26 protein-coding genes are annotated in these 21,413 nt (G+C 75.8%); 14 read left to right on the forward strand and 12 right to left on the reverse strand.

All coding sequences use genetic code 11. The features are described 5' to 3' along the window. Window positions 1-3: 3 nt before the first annotated feature. Window positions 4-834: an MBL fold metallo-hydrolase gene (locus AB0442_RS27090; RefSeq protein ID WP_366165994.1), complete on the forward strand. Its 831-nt coding sequence runs from the start codon at window positions 4-6 to the stop codon at window positions 832-834. Here the strand turns inward: AB0442_RS27090 and AB0442_RS27095 are convergent. Further along, window positions 795-1,781 carry a helix-turn-helix domain-containing protein gene (locus tag AB0442_RS27095; protein ID WP_366165996.1) on the reverse strand — a complete coding sequence of 329 codons (987 nt, stop codon included), beginning with the start codon at window positions 1,779-1,781 and terminating at the stop codon, window positions 795-797. The genes AB0442_RS27090 and AB0442_RS27095 overlap by 40 nt on opposite strands. Before the next feature lie 188 nt (window positions 1,782-1,969). On the opposite strand from AB0442_RS27095, the gene AB0442_RS27100 reads away from it, so the two are divergent. From AB0442_RS27100 to AB0442_RS27110, 3 genes are read left to right on the forward strand one after another with little or no spacing between them, the layout of a single operon-like run. After that, window positions 1,970-2,650, forward strand: a complete 681-nt coding sequence (locus tag AB0442_RS27100; RefSeq protein ID WP_366165998.1) for a DJ-1/PfpI family protein — start codon at window positions 1,970-1,972, stop codon at window positions 2,648-2,650. A gap of 40 nt (window positions 2,651-2,690) precedes the next feature. Beyond that, on the forward strand, window positions 2,691-3,029 hold the full coding sequence (locus AB0442_RS27105) for a hypothetical protein (RefSeq protein WP_366166000.1): 339 nt from the start codon (window positions 2,691-2,693) through the stop codon (window positions 3,027-3,029). 56 nt (window positions 3,030-3,085) lie between these two features. Next, window positions 3,086-3,862 carry a 2-phosphosulfolactate phosphatase gene (locus AB0442_RS27110; RefSeq protein ID WP_366166002.1) on the forward strand — a complete coding sequence of 259 codons (777 nt, stop codon included), beginning with the start codon at window positions 3,086-3,088 and terminating at the stop codon, window positions 3,860-3,862. A 46-nt stretch (window positions 3,863-3,908) separates the two neighbouring features. On the opposite strand, the gene AB0442_RS27115 is transcribed toward AB0442_RS27110, so the two are convergent. Together AB0442_RS27115 and AB0442_RS27120 are read right to left on the reverse strand one after the other, a co-directional pair. Continuing rightward, the gene (locus AB0442_RS27115) at window positions 3,909-4,679 is read right to left on the reverse strand and encodes a maleylpyruvate isomerase family mycothiol-dependent enzyme (protein WP_366166004.1); all 771 of its coding nucleotides are present in this window, start codon (window positions 4,677-4,679) and stop codon (window positions 3,909-3,911) included. Window positions 4,680-4,788: 109 nt separating this feature from the next. Beyond that, complete coding sequence (locus tag AB0442_RS27120; RefSeq protein WP_366166006.1) at window positions 4,789-5,415, reverse strand: DinB family protein; 627 nt, start codon at window positions 5,413-5,415, stop codon at window positions 4,789-4,791. 106 nt (window positions 5,416-5,521) lie between these two features. Here AB0442_RS27120 and AB0442_RS27125 point away from each other — a divergent pair, with 106 nt between their 5' ends. From AB0442_RS27125 to AB0442_RS27135, 3 genes are all read left to right on the forward strand, one after another. Then, window positions 5,522-7,288 carry an FUSC family protein gene (locus tag AB0442_RS27125; protein ID WP_366166008.1) on the forward strand — a complete coding sequence of 589 codons (1,767 nt, stop codon included), beginning with the start codon at window positions 5,522-5,524 and terminating at the stop codon, window positions 7,286-7,288. Beyond that, a complete protein-coding gene (locus tag AB0442_RS27130; protein WP_366166010.1) occupies window positions 7,285-7,806 on the forward strand; it encodes a MarR family transcriptional regulator in 522 nt (173 codons plus the stop codon). The genes AB0442_RS27125 and AB0442_RS27130 overlap by 4 nt, the downstream gene beginning before the upstream one ends. A gap of 202 nt (window positions 7,807-8,008) precedes the next feature. Further along, entirely contained in the window at window positions 8,009-8,452 is a 444-nt protein-coding gene (locus AB0442_RS27135) for a hypothetical protein (protein WP_363547587.1), read from the forward strand. A gap of 36 nt (window positions 8,453-8,488) precedes the next feature. Here the strand turns inward: AB0442_RS27135 and AB0442_RS27140 are convergent, their stop codons facing one another. The 3 genes from AB0442_RS27140 to AB0442_RS27150 are packed head-to-tail and all read right to left on the reverse strand — an operon-like array spanning window position 8,489 to window position 9,882. Beyond that, window positions 8,489-9,004 carry a GNAT family N-acetyltransferase gene (locus AB0442_RS27140; protein WP_366166012.1) on the reverse strand — a complete coding sequence of 172 codons (516 nt, stop codon included), beginning with the start codon at window positions 9,002-9,004 and terminating at the stop codon, window positions 8,489-8,491. Between the two features lie 22 nt (window positions 9,005-9,026). After that, entirely contained in the window at window positions 9,027-9,647 is a 621-nt protein-coding gene (locus tag AB0442_RS27145; protein ID WP_366166014.1) for a GNAT family N-acetyltransferase, read from the reverse strand. A 40-nt stretch (window positions 9,648-9,687) separates the two neighbouring features. Beyond that, a complete protein-coding gene (locus AB0442_RS27150) occupies window positions 9,688-9,882 on the reverse strand; it encodes a hypothetical protein (protein ID WP_363547578.1) in 195 nt (64 codons plus the stop codon). A 278-nt stretch (window positions 9,883-10,160) separates the two neighbouring features. Here AB0442_RS27150 and AB0442_RS27155 point away from each other — a divergent pair, with 278 nt between their 5' ends. Then, window positions 10,161-10,571: a YrdB family protein gene (locus AB0442_RS27155; protein WP_366166016.1), complete on the forward strand. Its 411-nt coding sequence runs from the start codon at window positions 10,161-10,163 to the stop codon at window positions 10,569-10,571. Window positions 10,572-10,577: 6 nt separating this feature from the next. Here the strand turns inward: AB0442_RS27155 and AB0442_RS27160 are convergent, their stop codons facing one another. Continuing rightward, window positions 10,578-10,877, reverse strand: a complete 300-nt coding sequence (locus tag AB0442_RS27160; protein WP_366166018.1) for an immunity 53 family protein — start codon at window positions 10,875-10,877, stop codon at window positions 10,578-10,580. 245 nt (window positions 10,878-11,122) lie between these two features. Between AB0442_RS27160 and AB0442_RS27165 the strand changes: the two genes are divergently transcribed. The 3 genes from AB0442_RS27165 (at window position 11,123) to AB0442_RS27175 (ending at window position 14,025) form a co-directional block, all read left to right on the forward strand. Next, window positions 11,123-12,478 (forward strand): hydrolase, encoded by a 1,356-nt coding sequence (locus AB0442_RS27165; protein WP_366166020.1) that lies wholly within the window; start codon window positions 11,123-11,125, stop codon window positions 12,476-12,478. An 84-nt stretch (window positions 12,479-12,562) separates the two neighbouring features. After that, window positions 12,563-13,150: a WHG domain-containing protein gene (locus AB0442_RS27170; RefSeq protein WP_366166022.1), complete on the forward strand. Its 588-nt coding sequence runs from the start codon at window positions 12,563-12,565 to the stop codon at window positions 13,148-13,150. Continuing rightward, on the forward strand, window positions 13,147-14,025 hold the full coding sequence (locus AB0442_RS27175) for an alpha/beta hydrolase (protein WP_366166024.1): 879 nt from the start codon (window positions 13,147-13,149) through the stop codon (window positions 14,023-14,025). The genes AB0442_RS27170 and AB0442_RS27175 overlap by 4 nt, the downstream gene beginning before the upstream one ends. Window positions 14,026-14,275: 250 nt before the next feature. On the opposite strand, the gene AB0442_RS27180 is transcribed toward AB0442_RS27175, so the two are convergent. Beyond that, window positions 14,276-15,259 (reverse strand): ROK family protein, encoded by a 984-nt coding sequence (locus AB0442_RS27180; protein WP_366166025.1) that lies wholly within the window; start codon window positions 15,257-15,259, stop codon window positions 14,276-14,278. 96 nt (window positions 15,260-15,355) lie between these two features. Between AB0442_RS27180 and AB0442_RS27185 the strand changes: the two genes are divergently transcribed. Next, the gene (locus AB0442_RS27185) at window positions 15,356-16,384 is read left to right on the forward strand and encodes a LacI family DNA-binding transcriptional regulator (RefSeq protein ID WP_366166026.1); all 1,029 of its coding nucleotides are present in this window, start codon (window positions 15,356-15,358) and stop codon (window positions 16,382-16,384) included. A 157-nt stretch (window positions 16,385-16,541) separates the two neighbouring features. Next, window positions 16,542-16,973, forward strand: a complete 432-nt coding sequence (locus AB0442_RS27190; RefSeq protein WP_366166027.1) for a GNAT family N-acetyltransferase — start codon at window positions 16,542-16,544, stop codon at window positions 16,971-16,973. Between the two features lie 53 nt (window positions 16,974-17,026). On the opposite strand, the gene AB0442_RS27195 is transcribed toward AB0442_RS27190, so the two are convergent. Together AB0442_RS27195 and AB0442_RS27200 are read right to left on the reverse strand one after the other, a co-directional pair. Then, a complete protein-coding gene (locus AB0442_RS27195; protein WP_363547553.1) occupies window positions 17,027-17,518 on the reverse strand; it encodes a diadenosine tetraphosphate hydrolase in 492 nt (163 codons plus the stop codon). A gap of 47 nt (window positions 17,519-17,565) precedes the next feature. Next, window positions 17,566-18,333: an SDR family oxidoreductase gene (locus AB0442_RS27200; protein ID WP_366166029.1), complete on the reverse strand. Its 768-nt coding sequence runs from the start codon at window positions 18,331-18,333 to the stop codon at window positions 17,566-17,568. Between the two features lie 158 nt (window positions 18,334-18,491). On the opposite strand from AB0442_RS27200, the gene AB0442_RS27205 reads away from it, so the two are divergent. Then, window positions 18,492-19,325: a helix-turn-helix transcriptional regulator gene (locus AB0442_RS27205; protein WP_366166031.1), complete on the forward strand. Its 834-nt coding sequence runs from the start codon at window positions 18,492-18,494 to the stop codon at window positions 19,323-19,325. Window positions 19,326-19,504: 179 nt separating this feature from the next. Here AB0442_RS27205 and AB0442_RS27210 read toward each other — a convergent pair whose 3' ends face one another. Together AB0442_RS27210 and AB0442_RS27215 are read right to left on the reverse strand one after the other, a co-directional pair. Beyond that, window positions 19,505-20,017, reverse strand: coding sequence for a universal stress protein (locus tag AB0442_RS27210; RefSeq protein WP_366166032.1), 513 nt, complete (start codon window positions 20,015-20,017; stop codon window positions 19,505-19,507). Between the two features lie 4 nt (window positions 20,018-20,021). Then, on the reverse strand, window positions 20,022-21,272 hold the full coding sequence (locus AB0442_RS27215) for an SLC13 family permease (protein ID WP_366166033.1): 1,251 nt from the start codon (window positions 21,270-21,272) through the stop codon (window positions 20,022-20,024). Between the last annotated feature and the right edge of the window lie 141 nt (window positions 21,273-21,413).

Raw genomic sequence — 21,413 nt, forward strand, 5'->3', positions numbered from 1 at the left:
CCCGTGTCCCGTACCACCGTCACGCCGATCCCCGTGCTCGGCCGGCACGCCGTCAACGCCTACCTGCTCACCGGGCGGCGCCCGGTGCTCGTCGACGCCGGGATCCCCGGCAGCGGGGAGCAGATCCATCGGCACCTGGAGCGGCTCGGCGTCGACCCGGGCGACCTCGCGCTGATCGTCATCACCCACGGCCACATCGACCACTTCGGCTCCGCGGCCGAACTCCACCGCCTCACCGGCGCGCCGATCGCGGCCCACGCGGCCGACCTCGGGCCGTACCGCACCGGGCGGGTCCGCGAACCCTACCTGCCCACCGGGCCGATGGGCCGCCTGATGAGCCGCGGCCGCCGGCTCCACGTCCGCGCCGAGCCCTTCGAACCGCAGGTCCTGCTGCGCGGCGAGATCCCGCTGGACGAGTTCGGCGTCACCGCCCGGGCGGTGCCCACCCCCGGCCACACCGCCGGCTCGGTCTCCGTGCTCACCGACCACGGCGACCTGGTGGCGGGCGACCTGGTCGCCAACTCCTTCATGGGACTGATCCCCGGCCGGCCGGCCAACCCGCCGTTCCACGACGACCCGCTCGGCAACCTCGACAGCCTGGACGCGATGCTCGCCCGCGACCCGGCCCTGCTGCACGTCGGCCACGGCACCCCGCTGGACCCGGACCGCGTCCGTCGCTGGGCCGCCCGCGAGCGCGCCCGACTGCTCCGCCGGGCCGCCGCCGGACGGCTCACCACCCGCGCCGACCTGCCGGACGGCGCCGACGCGGCGACCGTCGACGAGGCGCCCGCCGACTACTCGGACCTCTCCCGTCCGGGCGCCTCCGACGGGTGACGGAGCCGCGGCCGGACGGTGCTCCGGTAGGTCCGCGGACTCATCCCGGTGCTCCGCTTGAACCGGTCCCGGAAGGCGGTGGCCGAGCCGAAGCCGACCTGGGCGCCGATCCGCTCGACCGGGTGCGGGGTGGTCTCCAGCAGGTGCTGCGCCCGGCGGATCCTGGCCACGTGCAGCCACTGCAACGGGGTGGTGCCGGTCTGCTCCCGGAACCGGCGGATCAGCGTACGGGTGCTGACACCCGCGCGGGCGGCGATCCCGTCGAGCGTGAGGTCGCGGTCGAGGTTCTGCCGCAGCCAGCCGAGCAGCGGCTCCAGCGCGGCCCCGCCCGGCGCCGGATCGTGGTCGAGCGGGATGAACTGGGCCTGCCCGCCCTCCCGTTCGAGCGGGACGACGGAGAGCCGTGCGGCCTCCGCCGCCACCGCGGAGCCGTGGTCGCGCCGGACCATGTGCAGGCACAGGTCCAGCCCGGCGGCGGCGCCCGCGCTGGTCAGGATCTGCCCGTTGTCCACGTAGAGCACGTCGGGGTCGACCGTGACCGCCGGATGGTCGGCGGCCAGCCGTCCCGCTGCGGCCCAGTGCGTGGTCGCGCGCAGCCCGTCCAGCAGCCCGGCGTCCGCCAGGACGAAGGCCCCCGAGCAGATCGACGCGATCCGGGTGCCGCGCGCCGCCGCCTCCCGCAGCGCCGCCAGGACGGCGGGCGTCGGCGCCGGGTGCGGGCCGTCGGTGCCCGGCACCACCACCGTGTCCGCCGAGACGAGCTCCGCCAACCCCCACGGCGCCCGCAGCGCGAAGGATCCGGCATCCGTCTCCGGCTCCTCCGCGCAGACCAGCACGCGGTAGCCGGGGCCGCCGCCGGGCAGCCGGGCCCGGCCGAAGACCTCCACCGGGGTCGCCAGGTCGAAGGGGACCACCCGGGGGAGCGCGAGGACGGCGACGGTGTGCACGGTCGGCAATCTACCGGCCCGCCGCAGGGCGACCGCCACCCCGTTCCCGCAGGTCCGTCCGGTGGCACGGCGGTGTCGCTATCCCGTTGAAAGCTGTCGCCGGAGCCCCTGTGGCCCTCCGCCGCCCGTGGATAGCGTCGGGTGTCGCCGGCCGCGCCACCACCCCTCCCACCTGCTGAAGGACGCCCATGCATGCCCAGATCGTGCTCTTCGACGGCTTCGACCCGCTCGACGTCGTCGCCCCCTACGAGGTGCTGCACGCCGGCGGGACCGCCTCCGCCGGGGCGGTGACCGTCGAACTCGTCTCCGCCGAGGGCCCCCGCGAGGTGGTCGGCGGGACGGGCGGGCTCGCGCTGCGCGCCACCGCCGCGCTCGACCCGGACCGCCCCGGCCTGGTCCTCGTCCCCGGCGCCTCCGGCCGGATCGGCGAGGCCGAGGAACCCGAGCACACCGCCGACCCCGGCACAGCCGATGCGCCCGTCCCCGTGCTGCTCGGCCGCACCCTGAACACCGCCCTGTCGGGCCTGCTGGCCCGGGCCGTCGACAACCCGCGGACGACCGTCGCCACGGTGTGCGGCGGCTCGCTCGTCCTCGCCATGGCCGGACTGCTGGAGGGCCGCTGCGCCACCACCCACCACCTGGGCCTCGACCTGCTGGACGCCACCGGTGTGCACGCCGTCCGTGCCCGGGTCGTCGACGACGGCGACCTGGTCAGCGGCGCCGGGGTCACCTCCGGCCTCGACCTGGCGCTGTACCTGCTGGAACGCGAGGTCGGACCGCAGATCGCGCACGCCGTCGAGGAGTTGTTCGCCCACGAGCGCCGCGGCACGGTCTGGCGGAGCGACGGCCCCGCCCCGGCCGCCTTCTGACCGAACCCGCCACGACCCGCTGAACGAGGAGCACACCACCATGTCCGTCACGCCCGTCGAAGGCACCTGGGACCTCGCCATCGCCACGCCCGTCGGCCGGATCACCGCGGTGATCGAACTCCGCCGGCGGGACGGCCGCCTGGCCGGCACCGCCCGCGGCGCCGAGGAGGAGGTCCCGCTCGACGCCGTCACCCTGGACGGCGACCGGCTCGGCTGGCGGCAGTCCGTCACCCGGCCGTTCCGCCTCAACCTGGCGTTCGACGTCACGGTGGACGGCGACGCCCTGGCCGGCACCTCCCGCGCCGGCCGACTGCCCGCCTCCGAGGTCACCGGCCGCAGGCGGACCGGGCCCGCCGACACCGACGCGGCCCGGGGCTGAACCGCTGCCCGGTAATCTCCTGGCGCGCCGGGTCGGGCGGGCGCGATCATGGCGGGATGGACGCTCGTTTCCTCGGCATCGCCGAGTTGGCCGAAGTCCCGTCCGTGGCGGTCGTGGTCGACGTCATGCGGGCCTGCACGGTGGCAGGCTGGGTCTTCGCCCGGGGGGCGGAGAAGATCGTGCTCGCCGAGTCGCTGGACGAGGCCCTGGCGCTGAAGGAGCGTCACCCGGACTGGGTGGCGCTCAAGGACGGCCCGCCGATGCCCGGGTTCGAGCTGGTGAATTCGCCGGGTCGGCTGCGGTCCGCCGACCTCGGGGGACGGACGGTCGTGCAGAAGACCACCGCGGGGACGGTCGGCGCCCTGGCGGTGAAGGATGCGTCGCTGGTGCTGTGCGCCGGCTTCGTGGTGGCGGAGGCGACGGCCCGGCTGCTGCGGGCACGCGGGTGCGACAGTGTCACGTTCGTGGTCACGGGAGAGGACGGGCACGCAGACGAGGACCTGGCGTGCGCCCAGTACATCGCCCGCAGGGCCGCCGGGGACGACACGGATGCAGCCGAGTTCCTCCGCCGCGCCGGATCCTCGCGCGCCGCCGCCGAGTTGGCGCAGGGGGTGCGGGAGGGATCCCATGCCGATGACGTCGCGCTCTGCCTGGAACTCGACCGGTTCCCCTTCGCCATGGTGGCGACCCCGGGGGACTCGCTCATGGTCCTGCGGCCGTGGGGTGCACCACGAGGGGCGCGTGGGGGCACCTCCCGGTGGAAGGCCGGGGGAGAACCGCGCGATCCGGATGCGGGCCACCGGACGGACGGGGCTCGGCCCGTGCTGCCGTGACACCCACCCCCGGATCGCGCGGTGCCCCCGGCAGGACCGGGCCGTGCTACCGCTCCGGGTCCCACTCCACGAGTCGGCCGAAGACACCCCGATCGTCCTCGGTCTTCAGGGAGTTCAGCGGGATGCGGCCGTAGAGGGCGAGGACCAGGTCGTCGGCCGTGCCCTCGATCGAGGCATCGGTCGGCTCCGCGTCGGGTGCGGGCAGGCCGACGACGCGGGAGCCGTCGGCGGAGAGCCGTTGGCGCCAGGCGCGGCCCTCGGTGGTGCGGTAGTCGACGACGGCGGCCTCGTGCGGCCAGCTCTCGGTCGTCGTGCAGATGGTGGAGAGGAACTCCTCGACACCGTCGAGGGCGAGCTCGTCCGGCACCGGCTGCGGGGAGCCCGCGGCGAGCTGGGCGTCGTAGGTGTGCACCGTGATCTCGTGGAGCTGGCGCCGGGCGGCGGCGGCGCAGGTCTGCGGCGACTGCGACTTGCCCCACCACGTCCAGCAGCCGCGGTCCGGGCCGGCCTCGCGCAGCGCGTCGAGCAGCTCCTGCGTCGATGCGGCCGACCAGGCGAGCAGCGCCTCGCGCTCGCGGGGTGCGGTCGGCTCGCTCCGCGGGACGGCCTTGCCGGTGGCGCCAGGGCCTGCGGCGATGGTGGCGGCCCAGGCGCGGCGTCCCTCGCCCAGATGCTGCGCCAGGTCGAACAGCGTCCACTCGGGGCAGGTCGGCACCTGCACGTCGAGGCCGGGCGCGGCCGCGAGCGCGGCCCGGAAGGCGGTCGACCGCTCGTCCATCAGTCGCAGCAGGTCGTCGAAGTCGAGAGCGTTGTACACGCCGGTTGTCTATCACTCCGCTCCGGTATCCGGACAGTGGTTTTCACGGCCGACCCGGCGGCCGATTCGACGGCCGGCACGGCCTCCGGCAGGGGCCGGTGAACGGGCGTCAGCGCCCGATCGGCGAGGGACGTCCCTCCGGGGCCGGGTCGGGCAGGCCGGCGGCCTCGCGCGCGGCCTGCTCGACGCGGTCCCGGTGGCCCTTCCACCAGGCGTCGTCGCCCTCCGGGAGGTTGCCGTCCTGCGCCCGCAGCCCGCGGCCGCCGTCGACGAGTTCGCGGACGATGTCGGCGTGCCCGGCGTGGCGGTCGGTCTCGGCGATGGCGTGGACGAGGATGCGGTGCAGGGTCACTTCGGCGCGGCGGCCCCAGCCGACCCGGCCGGTCGCGTCGAGCGGCAGGGAGCGGACGGTCTCGTCGGAGTGCGCCCACACCCGGTGGTAGAGGCCGACGATCTCCTCGCGGGACTCCTGCGGGGTGGCCCACAGGTCGGCGTTCGGCTCGGCCCGGCCGGCGATCCACAGCGGCGCGGCCTCGAAGGGGCGTCCGAAGGTCTCGCCGAAGTACACCGCCTCCGCGGCGGTCACGTGCTTGACCAGTCCGAGCAGGTTGGTGCCGGAGGGCGTGAGCGGGCGCCGGACGTCGTACTCCGACAGTCCGTCGAGCTTCCACAGCAGCGCGTCGCGTGCGTCCTGCAGATAGAGGTGCAGGTCGGCCTTGGCGTCGAATGCGGTCATGTCGACCAGTCTGCGGACGGCGGCCGCGACGTCCACGGAATTTCCGGCCGGGCCCCTCGGGGGAGACAAGCAATTTTACTGGTGTAATACCTGTTATCCTTAATGGGTGGGTTCTGCAACTGTCACTTCTGGCCTCCGTCTCCGCAGCCTTCCGGCGCGGGAGGCGCTGCGGCTCGGGCGCCCGTCCGACCGGTGGTTCAAGCCGGCGCTGAGCGTCGCCGCGGCGTCCGCCCTGCCCAACCTCGTGCTCTGCGCGCTGGGCCGCCTCGACCTGGTCGCCTACACCATGGCCGGATCGCTGTGCGCGCTCTACGGCCACGACCTGCCGTACGCGCGCCGCGCCACCACCCTCGCCCGGGTGGTGGTCGGCATGTTCGCGGGCGTCGCGGTCGCCCTGACGGTCGCCTCGCTCACCCACTCAGCGGTGGTGCTGATCGCCGTCGGAGCCGTCCTCGCCGCCGTGCAGAAGGCGGTGGCCGATGCGAGCGGGATCGGCCCGCCCGGCAACGTGATCTTCACCTTCGTCATGGCCGGCGCGCTGTTCGCCCCGCAGGAGATCGGCCGGGTCCCCGGCCACCTCGCCCTCACCCTGGCGGCCGGAGCCTTCGCCTGGCTGGTGGCGATGGCACCCGCCCTGCGCCGCGCCGACGGCCCCGAACGCCGCGCCACCGCCCGCGCCCTCACCGCCGCCGCGGCCCACGCGGCCGCCCCGGGCCCGCAGACCCGCCACGCCGCCACCACCGCGCTCCGCGCCGCCCGGCACTGCCTCCGCCTCGCCGGCGCCCCGACCGCGGACCGCCGGACCCTCCACCGGCTGCTCCGCCGGGCCGAGGCCACCCTTGCCGGCCCTGGTCCTGACCACGGTTCCGGCCCCGGCCACGGTTCCGACCCCGGCCACGGTTCCGACCCCGGCGGGGGCTCCGCGAGCGAGCAGCTCCACGCCTGGGCCGCCGCCGTCCGCGCGCATGGCCCGCTCCCCGTCCCGCCCACCGTCCACGGCCGGCCCGAGACGGACCTGCCCGAAGCGGACCTGACCGATACGCACCTGCCCGATGCGCACCCCCCTGACGCGGCGCCGCAGGCCCGCGTGTCCCGCCCGCGCCTGCTGCGCAGCCTCGCCCCCGGTGCCGCGCACGCCCCCGCCGCACTGCGCACCCTGCTCGGCTGCGCCCTGGCCGGGTACGCCACGCTCCTCCTGGGCGTCGACCGGCCGTACTGGGCGATCGTCACCGCCGCCTCCATCCACCAGGCCAACATCGCGCTGACCTGGAACCGCACCCTTCAGCGCACCCTCGGCAACCTGCTCGGCGTCGCGGTCTTCGCCGCCGCCGTCCCGCTGATCCGGACCGGGCCCGTCGCCCTGGTGCTGTGCCTGCTCGTCCTCAACTTCGCCGCCGAAGCGCTGATCAGTCGCAACTACTGGCTCGGCACGGTCGCGGTCACTCCCATGGCGCTGCTGCTGGTGGAGTTCACCGGCGACCACCCGGCCGGCCGGCTGATCGGCGACCGCGTCCTCGACACCCTGATCGGCGCCGCCGTCGGCTTCGCCGCCGCGCTCGCCGTCACCAACCACCGCACGACCGACCGGGTCCGGCACGCCCTGCACGCCACCGGCCGCGCCCGCGCACACGCCGAACGGGCCCTCGCCGACCCGGCCGCCGAGCCCGCGGCCGTGCACGCCGCCTCCCGCCGGCTCGCGCACAGCCTGGCCGACCTGCGCGACGCCCGGGACACCGCCGCCGGCGAATGGCGCCGCCGCACCCTGCCCGAGCAGGCGCTGCGCGCCGCCGAGGAGGCCGGACACCGTACCCTCGCGGGGACGGCCCAACGGCGGGGCGGCCTCCACCCCGCCCCGGAGAGCGGAGCGGCGTGAACCAGGACAGCGGTGCGAACGACGTCGTCGCGACGGTGCGGCGGCAGTGGCGGGCCGTCCACCCGGACCTCGACACCGAGCCGATGGAACTCGTCGGCCGGATCAACCGCTGCGCCGCCCTGCTCCAGCAGGCCGAGGACGCCCCGCTGCGCTCCGCCGGGCTGACCCGCGGCGAGTTCGACCTGCTCGGCGCCGTCCGGCGCACCGACCGCGAACTCACCCCCGGCGAACTCGCCCGGGAGACCTTCGCCTCCGGTGCCGCCGTCACCAAACGGCTGCGCGCCCTCCAGGACCGCGGGCTGATCGACCGCCGCACCGACACCCGGGACCGCCGGATCGGCTACATCCGGCTCACCGACGAGGGCCGTGCGCTCGTCGACCGGCTGCTGCCCCGGCAACTCGCCTACGAGCGGGCGCTCCTCGCCGGCCTGGACGAACCCACCCGCCGCCTCCTCGGCGCCGGCCTCGCCGACCTCCTCCTCCAACTCGAGGGCCGCCTCGGCACCTTGCGGGGCTGATCCGGGCGGCGCACCCCCAGGACGGGCGGCGCACCCCCAGGACGGGCCGCGCGCCCCGGGGACGGGCCGGACATCCCCGGGGGCAGGCCGCGTCCGTGCCACGTCCCGCCGGCCGGCTCGGCCGAACCGGCCACCGGTGTCCGCCCCCTCCGTCATGCTGGAGCGCAGCATCAGCAGGTGCCGCACACCACCGGGGGGACACATGCCTTTTCTCGAGGAACGGGAGCCCGGCCGTGCCGGGCACGCCTGGCTGGCGATCGCCGCCGCGACGCTCACGCTGGTCGGCCTCTACCTCTGGCCGTGGTGGTCGGACGGCACCACCTTCCTGGAGTACCGGGACGACCTCGGGCAGCGGGGCACCCGCGGCGCGTGGTGGAACGCGGTCTGGCTGGGCTGGTTCCGGTTCGGCTTCGCGCTGCAGACCGTCGCGGTGCTCGTGCTGCCGTTCGCCGTGGTCCGCCGGGACGGCTGGCACTGGCTCTCCGCCGCGGCGGTGCTCGGCGCCGGCTGGCAGCTCGTCGGGGTGCTCGGCAGCACGGTCTTCCACACCAGCCCGGCCCCGTTCCTCGGCCCGCTCGCGGGCCTTCTCGCCGCCGTCGCCTGGCTCGCCGGCCGTGCCCCGCGCCGCCGGACGAGCAGCGCGTGAGACCCGTCCGTGGGCGGCGACCGGCGTGGGTGACGGTCAGCCCGACTCCCACCTGACCTCGCCGTCCTGCACATGACCGGTGGGCGCGAGCCCGACGGCGGCGGCGACCGCGGCGGACGCCCGGTGCCCGGGGTGGACGTGGGCGACGAACCGCTCCACCCCGGCGGCCGTGAGCGCGGCGACCAGGCCCCGCGCCGCCTCGGTCGCGATGCCGCGGCGCTGCCACCCGGAGCCGACCACCCAGGCGATCTCCGCGGTGCACCGGCCGTCGCCGTCGCCGTGGGTGGTCACCGTTGCCTGGACCGTCCCGGTGAGGCGGTCGGCCGCGTCCAGCCGGACCACCCAGTTCGCCCAGATCTGACCGGGATCGGGCGAACCGGCGACCAACCGCTCGTACCGGCTGCGGAGTTCGTCGAGGCCGAGCGGGCGGCCGCCGGTGAAGGCGTGCAGCGCGGGGTCGTCCAGCACCTCCGCCATCTCCTCGGCGTGGGCGGCCTCCAGCGGCAGGAGGGTCAGCCGGGGCGTCCGGACGGTCCCGGGGACGGTGAACACCGCAGTACCTCCTGAACGTCCGTCAGAGATCGCCGGCGACCAGCGCGTGCAGGTGCTGGTCGTGCCAGCCGTCGGCATGGCGGAGGGAGCTGCGCATGGTGCCCTCGACGGTGTAGCCGGCCTTGTCGGCGACCCGGCAGGACGCCGGGTTGGCGGTGGAGTGGCACAGGGTCAGCCGGTGCAGGCCGAGTTCGTCCAGGGCCCACCGGCCGGCCCGGCGCACCGCCTCGACGACCAGACCGCCGCCGCGGGCGTGCGGCAGCACCCAGTAGACGATCTCGGCGCTGCCCGCCGTCAGGTCGACGTCGTTCCAGCCGACCAGCCCGAGGACCTCGCCACCGGGGCGGGCCATCGCCCAGATCGCCGCCTCCTCGGCCTGCCAGCGCTGCTGCATGCGGGCGATCCTGAGGCGGGCGTCCTCCGCCGTGGGCACGGCGAGCAGGTTCCACTGCCGGATCGCCGCGTCCCGGCCCGCCGCGACCAGGGCACCGGCGTCCTCCGGGCGCCACGGCCGCAGTTCGAGCCCGGCGGAGACGGCCAGCACCGGCTGCGCCACGGCGGCCATCCGGCCCTCGGGAACCACGGGGGGCGCCACGGCGGGCACCGCCGCAGGAACGGCGGGCACGGGCGGGTCGGTGATCATCGACGCATCCTGCCACACCCGGTGTCGCAGCGCGGTGGGCTCAGGCCGGCACCAGGTCCTGGGGCGCGGCCTCCCACTCGATCCCGCCGCCCATCGGACGGACGAAGATCCGGCGGCGCAGCAGCCGCCCGGTCTCGGTGTCCCGCTCGACCAACTGGCCGGATATGGTGCCGCAGCGGCCGTCCCGCCGGTCGCGGACCGCCCGGCCCAGATGCGGGTGGGGCGGACTGCTCACCGAGACACCCATCGCCACGCGCACACCTCCGTCCGCCGCCGGCGCGACGCTGCGCCGGCGTTCGCGGCTGATCATCCCGGCAGCTCCGCGGACCGACACGGGCCTTCACGCGATGTCCGCAAGCCCTGCCGATCTCCCGCTCGCACCCTGACATGACGGAGCGTCACCGTGCCGGGTGAGGCCGCTGAGCGGGACGACACCCGCTCCGGCGGCCCGCGTGCCATGCTGGGGCGGCCGCGCAGCCGGCGGCGGGGAGCACGGCGGGGGAGGGCCCGGGCATGATGCGCAAGACACGGGACGGATCGGCCGAGGTGGTGGCCGGACCGGCCGGCCGGCCGTGGTTCACGGCCAACGAACTGCTGGCTTTCCTGCTGGAGTTGGCGGCCCTGGTGCTGCTGGCGTGGTGGGGGTTCGCGGAGGGCGGCGGCGGGGCGGGGCGGGTGCTGCTGGGCATCGGGCTGCCCGCGGCGGCCGTGGTCCTGTGGGGCCTGTTCGCGGCACCCCGGGCCCGCTACCGGCCGGCCCTGCCCTGGGTGCTGCTGGTGAAGGCGCTGGTCCTCGGCGGCGGCGCGGCCGCCCTGTACGGCCTCGGTCACCCCACGGCCGCGTACGTCCTCGCGGGCGTCATCGTGCTGAACACCACCCTCGCCGAGGCCTCCCGCCGCCGCTCCACCGGGACGCCGGAATGAGGTCCGTCAGGAGGCGCTTCCGGTCGCCCGGTCGCGGAACAGCGCGAGGGCCTCGGCGGGGCCGCACCTGATGTGGAAGGCCTTCTCGGAGATCCACGCCCACAGTCGGTCATGCGTGCTGCGGTTGACGTCCTGACGGGCGAATCCGCGGTCCTCCAGGTCGGTCTCCTCCAGGTCGATGGTGACGGTCCAGCCGGGATTGTCGAGAGTGGCGATCTTCACGCCCCACTCGTGCTCCCAGTCCTCGTTGCACTGGTCGGCGTACCAGTTCTGCAGCCAGTCGAGGACCTGCATCGAATCGCTCATGCCCGCAGATGCCACTGCTCCGGCCATGGGGGCTCGTCCGGTCCTCGGGCGGCCCCATCGGTGCATCACGCGGATCCCACGGGACGGTTCAGGATGCCGTGCGGCGCCGGCCGGAGCCCGCTCCGGGGGCTTTCCCCACCCGGCGTCCGGGGGTGTACGGGATGTCATGAGGCTGTCGTGCGGGAGAGTCTGAGGCAACGACAGGTGTACGACCTACCGTTCCGATCCGACGGGAGTCCCCAGCCATGCCCCTGAGCACCTCGACCACCCGCTCGTCCGCCGCCCCGACGGCCACTGCGGCCAGCCGCCGCCTGCTGCGGGCCACCGCGCTCGCCGTGCTGACCGCGACCGCCGCCGTGGCGGCCCTCGCCCCGGCCGCTGCGGTCGGTGCTCCGGCGGCGGACGGCCCGCCCCGGGCGCGGCTGGTGCTGCCCGCGCCGAGCGGCCCGTACCCGGTCGGCACCGTGTCGCTGCACCTGGTGGACCCGGCCAGGACCGAGCCGTGGACCGGGTCCGGCCCGCGCGAGGTGATGGTGACCGTCCGCTACCCGGCCCGGGACGCCGGGCACTACCCGACCGCCCCGCAGATGCCGGCCGCGGCGGCGGCCGTCTTCGAGACGATGTACCGCAACGGCGGCGGCCTGCCGATGGACCGGGTGGCCTGGGCGCAGACCCGCACCCACGCGCACGAGGGCGCCCCTGCGGACCTCCGCGGCGGGCCGCGCCCGGTGGTGCTGTACTCGCCCGGCGGCGGTGACCCGGCCGCGTTCGGCACCACCCTGGGCGACGACCTCGCCTCGCGCGGGTACGTCGTGGTGACGGTCGACCACACCTACGAGGCACCGGCCGTCGAGTTCCCCGGCGGCCGGGTGGCGGCGAGCCGGATGGACGCCGAGATCGCCGCCGTCCAGGACCCGGACCCGGAGAAGGCGCAGGAGAAGCTCACCGCGCTACTGCGCAAGCTCGTCGACGTCCGCGTGGCCGACACCAGCTTCGTGCTGGACCAGGTCGGCGCGTTCGCGGCCGGCCGCAACCCGGACGCCGAGCACCGGCGGCTGCCGCAGGGCCTCGGCGCGGTGCTCGACCCGGGCCGCATCGGCATGTTCGGCCAGTCGGCCGGCGGCTTCACCGCCCTGCAGGCGATGCACGACGACCCGCGGATCGCGGCCGGCGAGAACCTGGACGGCGTGATCGGCTACGTCGGCGACGACCACGACCCGGCGCACCCGTCGACCGTCGCCACCGACGGCCTCGACCGGCCCTTCCTGCTGATGGGCAGCGAGGGCAACGACCACCGCACCAACCCGTCCTGGGGCGCGCTCTGGCAGCACAGCACCGGCTGGCACCGCGACCTCACCCTGACCGGCGCGGCGCACGGCAGCTACACCGACCTGGAGTCGATCGTGCCGCAGCTCGCCCGGCAGCTGGACCTGCCGCCCGGCACCGCCGCCGACCTGATCGGCACGGTCGACCCGGAGCGGGCCGTCGCCGCCGAGCGGGCCTGCACCGCGGCCTTCTTCGACCGGACCCTGCGCCACCGGGACGGCGGGCTGCTCGACCGGCCCACCGACCGGTTCCCCGAGCTGCGCCCGGTGGACTGACCCGCGCCCGGAGAAAATGCCCGTCGCCCACTTCCTCGGGGTGCTAGCTTAAAACCTAGAGATCCTAGGAAAGGCGGTCGGGCGATGGTGCGTGCCGGACTCACGGCGGCGAAGCTCACCGAGGCGGCCGCGGAGATGGCCGACGAGGTCGGACTCGACCGCGTCACCGTCTCCGCGCTCGCCCGGCACTTCGGCGTCAAGGACGCCAGCCTCTACTCCCACATCAAGAACCTGCGGGAGCTGCGCGTCCGGATCGCCCTGCTCGGCGGCGCGGAGATGACCGAACGGATCGCCGCCGCCGTGGCCGGCCGGGCCGGCAAGGACGCCCTGGTCGCCTTCGCCGACGCCTACCGGCAGTACGCCCTCGCCCACCCCGGCCGCTACGCCGCCACCCAACTGCAGTTCACCCCCGAGGAGATCACCGACTCGGCCGTCGTCCGCCGCAGCGCCGAACTCACCCACGGCATGCTCCGCGCCTACGGCCTCGCCGAGCCCGACCTCACCGACGCCGCCCGGCTGCTGCGCGCCGCCTTCCACGGCTACATCCACCTCGAACTCAGCGGCGGCTTCGGCCACCCCCGCACCGTCCAGGAATCCTGGGACCGCTCGCTCGACGCCCTCCACGTCCTGCTCGAGAACTGGCCCGCCCGACCCGACCGGAGCCCCCGATGACCACCGCCACCACCACCCGGACGGGCACCCTCGCCGTCCCCGGCGCCACCCTCCACCACGAAGTCCGCGGCAGCGGCCCCGTCCTGCTGCTCCTCCCGGGCGGCGCCGGCGACGCCGGCATGTACGCGGGCATGTACGCCGAACTCGCCGCCCGGTACACCGTCGTCTCCTACGACCCGCGAGGCCTCTCCCGCAGCCCCCTCGACGGACCGCTCACCGACCAGCGGGTGGACGTCTGGAGCGACGACGCCCGTCGCCTGATCGAGCACCTCTCGCCCGACGGCACGGCCGACGTGCTCGGCTGCAGCTCGGGCGCGATCGTCGCCGTCGACCTGCTCGCCCGGCACCCCGGGCGGGTGCGCCGCGTCGTCGCCCACGAGCCGCCCCTGCTGGAGCTCCTCGACGACCCGGCCCCGCACAAGGCCCTCTTCGCCGAAGTCCGCGCCACCTACCGGACGGAGGGCATCGCCGCCGCCATGGCCCGGTTCGGCGAGGGCCTGGGGGACGGGCAGCCCGAGCACGCCCCCGACCGCAGCCCGGAGGCCGTCGCCGAGCAGGCCACCGAACTGCCGCCCGAGATCCAGGAGATGGCACCGCGGATGCATGCCAACCTGCCCGTCTTCCTCGACCGGATGCTCTACCCCTTCGCCACCACCCCGCCCGACCTGGCCGCCCTGCGCCCCGTCGCCGACAGGCTGGTCCCCGCCGCCGGACGCGACTCCCGCCACCAACTCCCGCTCCACGGCCCGGCCTCCCGCCTCGCCGCCCTCCTCCACCGCGACCTCGCCGAGTTCCCCGGCGGCCACCTCGGCGCCGTCGAACACCCCGCCGCCTTCGCCCACCGGCTCCTCGCCCTCCTCGCCCCGGCGGACTGAGCTCAACGCCCGTGCCGGACCGGCCGGACGGGCCGGACTGGCGGAGCCGGCGGGCCGGGAAGCGACTGTACGGCGGTCTGGACGTGCCTGCCTTCCTGGCCCACTTCGACCTCGCGCCGGCCGAGTCCGCCCGGCTCGCCGACCACCAGGCCCGCCTGCTGGCCCTGCTCTGCTAGACCAGGCCCGGACGCTCTGACCAGGCCCGGCCGGTCTGATCGGGCCCGGCCGGGCCGACCGGGACGCGGTGGCCTCAGGAGGCAGACAACTCGTCGAGGGCCAGGGCGGCAGCGCCGACCAGCCCCGCGTCGGTGCCGAGGTGGGCGGGCAGGACGGTGAGTCCGGCGGCGAACGGCAGGGCGGCGTAGGTGTGCAGGTGGCGGCGGAGCGGGTCGAAGAGGACGTCCCCGGCCCTGGCGACGCCGCCGCCGATCACGGCCGCCTCGATCTCCACCAGCGTGGCGGTCGCGGCGATGCCGGCGGCCAGCGCCCGGGCGGCGCGGTCGAAGGAGGCGAGCGCGGTCGGGTCGCCGGCCCGGGCGGCCTCGGCGACGGCGGACGCGGAGGTGTCGGGCCCCGTCGGCCGCCAGCCGTCCCGGACGGCTCGGGCGGCGATCGCGGTGCCGCTGGCCAGGATCTCGAGGCAGCCGCGCGAGCCGCACGGGCAGGGGTCGCCGTCCAGGTCGACGCTGATGTGGCCGAGGTGGCCGGCGTTGCCGGTCCGCCCGTGGTGGACGCTGCCGCCCAGGACGAGCCCGGCGCCGACGCCGGTGGAGACGACCAGGCAGAGCGCGTCGGCGTACGGGCGGGCGGCGCCGTAGCGGTGTTCGGCCGCCGTCATCGCCACCGCGTCGCCGCCGAGCACCACGGGCAGCCCCCGGACGGCCGGGTGCGCACCCGCCTCGGCGACGATCGGGAAGCCGCGCCAGGCGGCGATGTTGACCGGGCTGACGGTGCCAGCGGAGGTGTCGACCGGGCCGGCGCTGCCGATGCCGAGGGACCGCACCCCGCCCCACAGCGGGTGCGCGGAGAGCTCGTCGAGGACGCGGTGGACGGCGCCGAGGACGGTGTCCGCGTCCTCGCGGGCCGGGGTGGGGCGCTGGACCTGGTGCAGCAGCCGGCCGGAGGGGTCGACGAGTCCGCCGGCGATCTTCGTCCCGCCGATGTCGAGGGCGGCGACGAGGCCGGGGGCGTCGGTTCCGGGTGCGGCCTGGCCGGCCGTCCTGGCGCTGCTCATGGTGGTGCTCCGGGGCGGGTGCGGTGGTACGGGGGTCGATTCTGGCCGAGCCTGACAACGTTGTCCAGCGTCGTCGGGTCCGTATGCTGCGTGGTCATGAACAGCCGACCTGCCGCCAGGCCCACCATGAAGGACGTCGCGGCCGCGGCGGGCGTCGGACTGAAGACCGTCTCCCGGGTCGTCAACGAGGAGTCCGGCGTCAGCCCCGCGATGGCGGCCCGGGTGCGGGCGGCGATCGCCGAACTCGGCTTCCGCCGCAACGACAGCGCCCGGCTGCTGCGCACCGGCTCCACCGCCAGCGTCGGGCTGGTGCTGGAGGACATCGGCGACCCGTTCTCCTCGGCGCTCTCCCGCGGGGTGGAGGCCGTCGCCCGCGAGCACGGCTGTCTGCTGTTCGCCGGTTCCAGCGCCGAGGACCCGGACCGCGAACGGGAGTTGGCCCTGGCCCTGTGCGCCCGCCGGGTGGACGGGCTGCTGGTGGTGCCCGCGGGCGGCGACCACGGCTACCTGCTGCCCGAAACCGCCTCCGGTCTCGCGGTGGTCTTCCTGGACCGACCCGGCGCCGGGATCGAGGCCGACGCGGTGCTCAGCGACAACGCCGGCGGCGCCCGCGCGGGCACCGCCCACCTGATCGCGCACGGGCACCGCCGGATCGGCTTCGTCGGGGACCTGCCGCACATCCACACCTGCGCGGAGCGGCTGCGCGGCTACCGCGAGGCGATGGGGACGGCCGGACTGCCGGTCGACGAACGGTGGATCGCGACCGGTCCGACCGACCCCGTGACGGTCGGCCGGGCCGTGCGGCGCCTGTTGACCGACGGGCCGGACGGGCGGGCCGAGCCGGTCACCGCACTCTTCACCGCGAACAACCGGGTCACCCTCGCCGCCCTCCGGGCCCTGGCCGGGCTGTCCGCCCGGCCCGCCGTGGTCGGCTTCGACGACCTCGAACTCGCCGCCCTGCTCAGCCCCGGTCTCACCGTGGTCGCGCAGGACCCGGAGACGCTCGGCCGGACGGCCGCCCGCCTGCTCTTCGACCGGCTCGGCCGGGACACCTCCCCGCCGCGACGCGTCGAACTGCCCACCCGACTGATCGTCCGGGGCTCGGGCGAGCTCCCGCCCGCCTGACCGGAGGACCACCGGTCGGAGGACCACTGACCGAAGGACCACCGGTCGGAGGACCACCGACCGAAGGAGCACGACCCCGGTCGAACCGGCCCGGCGGCCGGGTGCCCGCGGACAATCCGGTGGCCCGTGGGCGGCCCGGCCTGCTTGGATGCGGGCCATGAGCACCGATCTGCCCACCGGTTACGAGCTGTCCACCGACCCCGAGCGCCTGGACCGGGCGCTGGTCCACCGATGGCTGTCCGAGGACGCCTACTGGGCGCTCGGCCGTCCGCGGGAGAAGCAGGAGCGGGCGATCGGCGGGTCGCTCAACTTCGGTGTGTACGAGAGTGCTTCGGGTGCCCAGGTGGGCTACGCCCGGGTGGTGACGGACGGTGCCACCTTCGGCTGGCTCTGCGACGTCTACGTCGCCCCTGGCGCGCGCGGTCGGGGCCTCGGCACCGCCCTGACCGCCGCCGTCCGCGACCACCTCGCCCCGTTCGGGCTGCGCCGCATCATGCTGGCCACCGCCGACGCCCACGAGGTGTACGCCAAGGCGGGTTTCGCGCCCCTCGACGACCCCGGCAAGTGGATGGCCCTGGGCGCGCAGTGAGCCCGCCGGCCCACCGCGAAGCCGACCCCACCGCACCGGAGAGGCCCGGCGGCTCAGCGGCCGTCGGCGTCCGAGGCGGCCAGCCGGTCCAGTTCGCCGGCGATGGCGGCGCGGAGCGGGTCGTGCTGCGGGCCGAGGGCGGTGTCCGCACCCGTCCAGCTCTCCTCGGGGTGGAGCCAGACCGGCATCCGGACGAGGTCGGCCGGCTCCCACTCGTACCGCGGCCAGACGTGGGCGTGCAGGTAGCCGTCGGTGTTGCCGAGGATCTCCAGGTTCACCCGGCGGAAGGCGGGGTCGAGGCGGCGGCAGGCCAGTTCGACGGCCTCGCCGAGCCGCTCCATGTCGGAGAGGAAGGCGATCCGCCGCCCGCGCGGCAGCTCCGACAGCCGCTGCACGCCCGGCTCGTCCGTCAGGAGCAGCGAGTAGCCCGGCAGGAACTGCACGTCCCCGATCACCGCGAAGCCCGCCCCGAGGCGCCGCAGCACCGAGGGGTTCTCGCCGCGCAGGGCGCTGCCGATCCGGTCCGAACGCCAGTCCTCAGTCATCCCCCGACCCTACCCCGCCGTGATCACCGGTCGGCGGCCGGCACCGCTCAGGCCTGACGGGTCGGCAGCACCACCAGGTGGCGGAGGTTCACGTGCCGCGGGCGGCTGACGGTGAATCCGATCACGTCGGCGATCTCCTCGGCGGAGAGCGGCCCGATCGCGTCGAACATCGCGCCGAGCTGGCCGTCGAGACCCAGCGAGGGGTTGTCGATGTGCGCGCCGAGCTCGGTGTCGGTCAGGCCGGGCTCCACGGTGGAGACCCGGACGTCGCGCGGGCCGAACTCGCTGCGCAGCGAGGTCGCCAGGTGGGTGAGCGCCGCCTTGGTGGCGCTGTAGACGGCGTAGTTGGGGAAGGAGACGTGGGAGGCGATCGAGGAGACGGCCACCAGGTCCGCGGTGCGTCCTTCGGCGGCGGTGGCCACCAGGTCGCCGGTGAAGGCGCGGACCACCCGCAGCACACCGGTGACGTTGGTGTCGATCATCCGGGTCCACTCGTCGATCCGGCCGTCGTCCACCGGGTTGGGCAGCATCACGCCGGCGGCGGCGACCAGCAGGTCGACCCGGCCGAGTCCGGCCGCGACCAGCTCGGCGGCCCCGTCCACCGACCGCTGGTCGGTGACGTCGGCCGGCACGGCGAGCGCCCGGCCACCGGCGGCCCCGATCTCGGCGGCCAGCTCCTTCAGCCGGTCCTCGCGGCGGGAGAGCAGCGCCACCGCGGCGCCGTTCGCGGCGAGCAGCTTCGCGGTGGCGGCGCCCATGCCGCTCGCGGCACCGGTGACGACGGCGACACGGCCGGAGAGGGAGGAGTAGGACATGGTGGGCTCCTGGGAGGGGATCAGCGGCGGTCGTCCCGCCGTCGTTTCCTTGACGTCCCCGAGCCTGCCGCTCCCGTCCGCGCCCACCCAGGGCCGTGGTTTTCCTGGGTCTGCCAGGACCACCCTCGACGGCCCCGGAGGATCCGTAGGGTCGGGGCATGAGCAACAGTGATCGCGACGGACTCGGCGCCTTCCTCCGCGCCCGCCGCGCCATGGTCCGGCCGGAGTCGCTCGGCCTCCCGGAGTACGGACGGCGCCGGCGGGTGCCCGGGCTGCGCCGCGAGGAGGTGGCGCAGCTGGCCGGGGTCAGCGTGGACTACTACGTGCGGCTGGAGCAGGGCCGCGGCGGCGGCACCTCCACCGAGGTGCTGGACGCGGTGGCCAGGGTGCTGCGGTTGGACGCCACCGAGCGGGCCCACCTGCACCGACTGGCCCGGCCGCCCCGGGAGGACGCCGTCGCGGCGGCCCCGGCGGAGGTCCGCGACGGGGTGCGGCTCGTCCTCGACATGCTGGCCGGCCCGGCCTTCGTGCTCGGCCGGTGCATGGACGTGCTGGCGTGGAACGCCGCGGCGGAGGCGCTGCTCGGGCTGTCGGACATCCCGGAGGGCGAGCGCAACATGGCCCGGCACGCCTTCCTCGACCCGCGGGCCCGCGCCTTCTACCCGGCCTGGGAGCAGGTCGCCGCGGAGACCGTCGCCCATCTGCGGCTGGACGCGGCCCGCCACCCCGCCGACCGGCGGGCGGCCGCGTTCGTCGAGGAGCTGTCGGCACGCAGCCCGGAGTTCCGGCGGCTCTGGGACGGGCACGCGGTGGCTGAGAAGACCCACGGGCGGAAACTGCTGCGGCACCCGACGGCCGGTCTGCTGGACCTCGGCTACGAGACGCTGGCCCTGCCGGGCGACCCCGGCCTGCTGCTGGTCGTCTACACGGCCGAGCCGGGCTCGCCGGAGGCCGAACGGCTCGCCGCCCTCCCGGCCGCCGTCCCGGTCTGACCCGCCCGGACCGGCACGGCCCGGTACAGCAGGCCCCGCACAGCACAGCGCGCCCCGCCGTGCTCGGGGGTTCACGGCGGGACGCTGGACCTTCAGCATGGCCCCGTCCTAGCCCCGCTGCCACCGAGCACCGCCGAACAGGCGTCACCGTGATCACGGGCGACCCCGGGGCCGCGGCCTCACCGCCGGTCCGGCTCCGGCGGGAGCGTCGCCGTGCCCGGCGCGGCACCGGGCCAGACCAGCAGGACGGGGCAGGGCGCGTGGTCCACCACGAACCGGGCGGCCGGTCCGAGGCTGCGCGGTCCGAGGTGGGTGCGGTCGCCGTCCCGGGCCAGCACCAGCAGGTCGGCGCCCTCCGCGGCGGCCACCACCTCCCGCTCGGTCCGCCCGGCCCGTTCCACCCGGTGGCAGGGACGCCCCAGGCGCTCCGCCGCGGCGTCCAGCAGCCCGTGCCCGGCCGCGTCCGCGAGCTCCTCCAGTCGGCTGCCGGGGTCGCTGCCCCAGCCGTCGGCGTGGTCGCCGCGCGGGTGCCGACGGCCCATCAGCCCGGCGAAGGCGCCGTGCGCGGCGCCGGGCACGTCGCGGTCGCTCACGTGCAGCAGCACGACCTCCGCGCCCGGCGGGGCGTGCACCCGGGCCGCGTCGACGCAGGCACGCCACGTGCCCTCGGCCACCCACACCACGACCGCCACGGCCTCACCCTCCGACGACCTGCAGGGAGCCCCACAGTGCCACGACCGACAGGAGCAGGGAAGCAGGCACCGTGAGCAGTCCGAGCCGGGTGAACTCGCCGAGGTCCACCTCCCCTTCGTGGGCGTGCACGATGCGCCGCCACAGCAGGGTCGCGAGCGAGCCCGCGTAGGTCAGGTTGGGCCCGATGTTGACGCCCAGCAGGACGGCCAGCACCGCCCCGGCCCCGGACGGGGCGGTGAGCGGCAGCAGCACCAGTACCGCCGGCAGGTTGTTGATCACGTTCGCCAGGACGGCCGCCAGCGCGGCGATCCCCAGCAGGGCCGCGAACCCCTGGCCGGTGGGCACCAGGTGGCCGAGCGCGTCCGCCAGTCCGTTGTCCACCACGGCGCGCACCACCAGGCCGAGCGCCAGGACGAAGGCCAGGAACGGGACGCTGGTCGCCTGCACCACGGTGAGCACGGTGGTCCTCCGCCGGGCCAGCGCATGCGCGGCGAGGACCAGCGCTCCGGCGCAGGCCACCCACGCCGGGTCCACCCCGAGCGCCGAGGCGGGCACGAATCCGGCCAGCGTGCAGGCGACGGTGACCAGTGCGAACCGCGGCATCCGGGGCACCTCGTCGGCCGCCGCGGCATCCGCCCCGGCGTCGAGGTCGGCGGCGAAGAAGCGCTGCAGCACCACGTACTCGACACCGATCGCCACCAGCCAGGGCAGCAGCATCAGCGCACCGAAGCGGACGAAGCCGAGACCGCTCGCGGTGAACGCGAGCAGGTTGGTCAGGTTGGAGACCGGCAGCAGCAGCGAGGCGGTGTTCGACAGGTGGGTGCAGGCGTAGACGTGCGGCTTGGGCCGGGCGCCGAGCCGGGCCGCGGTGGCGAACACCACCGGCGTCAGCAGGACGACCGTCGCGTCCAGGCTGAGCACCGCCGTGATCGCCGAGGCGACCGCGAACACCTGGACCAGCAGGTGGCGGGGCCGGCCGGCGGCCGTCCGCGCCATCCAGGCCCCGCAGGCCCGGAACAGGCCCTCGTCGGCGCAGAGCCGGGCGAGCACCAGCACCGCGGCGAGGAACCCGATCACCGGGCCCAGGCGCGCCGCCTCCTCGCGGGCGTGGTCCAGGGAGAGCGCACCCGTGCCGACCGCGATCGCGGCGGCGGGCACCGCCACCACCGCCTCCGGCCAGCCGAACGGCCGGACCACCGCACAGACCAGCACCACCACCAGCAGGCCGACCGACAACACCTCGGACGACGACATGTTCCGCTTCCGCTCCTCACCGACACCGCGCCGCACACCGGGCGGCCGCACCGGCGCACCCCGCGGCACCCCGGGGCCGGACCGGGGCGGACCACCGACGACTCCGGTCACGATCGAACCAGAGTGGTACGGCGGTCCGCG

This window comes from Kitasatospora sp. NPDC085895, from assembly GCF_040702125.1.
GTDB lineage: Bacteria > Actinomycetota > Actinomycetes > Streptomycetales > Streptomycetaceae > Kitasatospora > Kitasatospora arboriphila.

Bases quoted from the DNA above. Each gene is read 5' to 3' on its own strand.
- AB0442_RS27100 (WP_366165998.1), top strand. From the start codon at position 1,970: ATGCATGCCCAGATCGTGCTCTTCGACGGCTTCGACCCGCTCGACGTC.
- AB0442_RS27105 (WP_366166000.1), top strand. From the start codon at position 2,691: ATGTCCGTCACGCCCGTCGAAGGCACCTGGGACCTCGCCATCGCCACG.
- AB0442_RS27110 (WP_366166002.1), top strand. From the start codon at position 3,086: ATGGACGCTCGTTTCCTCGGCATCGCCGAGTTGGCCGAAGTCCCGTCC.
- AB0442_RS27120 (WP_366166006.1), bottom strand. From the start codon at position 5,415: ATGACCGCATTCGACGCCAAGGCCGACCTGCACCTCTATCTGCAGGAC.
- AB0442_RS27135 (WP_363547587.1), top strand. From the start codon at position 8,009: ATGCCTTTTCTCGAGGAACGGGAGCCCGGCCGTGCCGGGCACGCCTGG.
- AB0442_RS27145 (WP_366166014.1), bottom strand. From the start codon at position 9,647: ATGATCACCGACCCGCCCGTGCCCGCCGTTCCTGCGGCGGTGCCCGCC.
- AB0442_RS27155 (WP_366166016.1), top strand. From the start codon at position 10,161: ATGATGCGCAAGACACGGGACGGATCGGCCGAGGTGGTGGCCGGACCG.
- AB0442_RS27160 (WP_366166018.1), bottom strand. From the start codon at position 10,877: ATGAGCGATTCGATGCAGGTCCTCGACTGGCTGCAGAACTGGTACGCC.
- AB0442_RS27165 (WP_366166020.1), top strand. From the start codon at position 11,123: ATGCCCCTGAGCACCTCGACCACCCGCTCGTCCGCCGCCCCGACGGCC.
- AB0442_RS27170 (WP_366166022.1), top strand. From the start codon at position 12,563: ATGGTGCGTGCCGGACTCACGGCGGCGAAGCTCACCGAGGCGGCCGCG.
- AB0442_RS27175 (WP_366166024.1), top strand. From the start codon at position 13,147: ATGACCACCGCCACCACCACCCGGACGGGCACCCTCGCCGTCCCCGGC.
- AB0442_RS27180 (WP_366166025.1), bottom strand. From the start codon at position 15,259: ATGAGCAGCGCCAGGACGGCCGGCCAGGCCGCACCCGGAACCGACGCC.
- AB0442_RS27185 (WP_366166026.1), top strand. From the start codon at position 15,356: ATGAACAGCCGACCTGCCGCCAGGCCCACCATGAAGGACGTCGCGGCC.
- AB0442_RS27190 (WP_366166027.1), top strand. From the start codon at position 16,542: ATGAGCACCGATCTGCCCACCGGTTACGAGCTGTCCACCGACCCCGAG.
- AB0442_RS27195 (WP_363547553.1), bottom strand. From the start codon at position 17,518: ATGACTGAGGACTGGCGTTCGGACCGGATCGGCAGCGCCCTGCGCGGC.
- AB0442_RS27200 (WP_366166029.1), bottom strand. From the start codon at position 18,333: ATGTCCTACTCCTCCCTCTCCGGCCGTGTCGCCGTCGTCACCGGTGCC.
- AB0442_RS27205 (WP_366166031.1), top strand. From the start codon at position 18,492: ATGAGCAACAGTGATCGCGACGGACTCGGCGCCTTCCTCCGCGCCCGC.
- AB0442_RS27215 (WP_366166033.1), bottom strand. From the start codon at position 21,272: ATGTCGTCGTCCGAGGTGTTGTCGGTCGGCCTGCTGGTGGTGGTGCTG.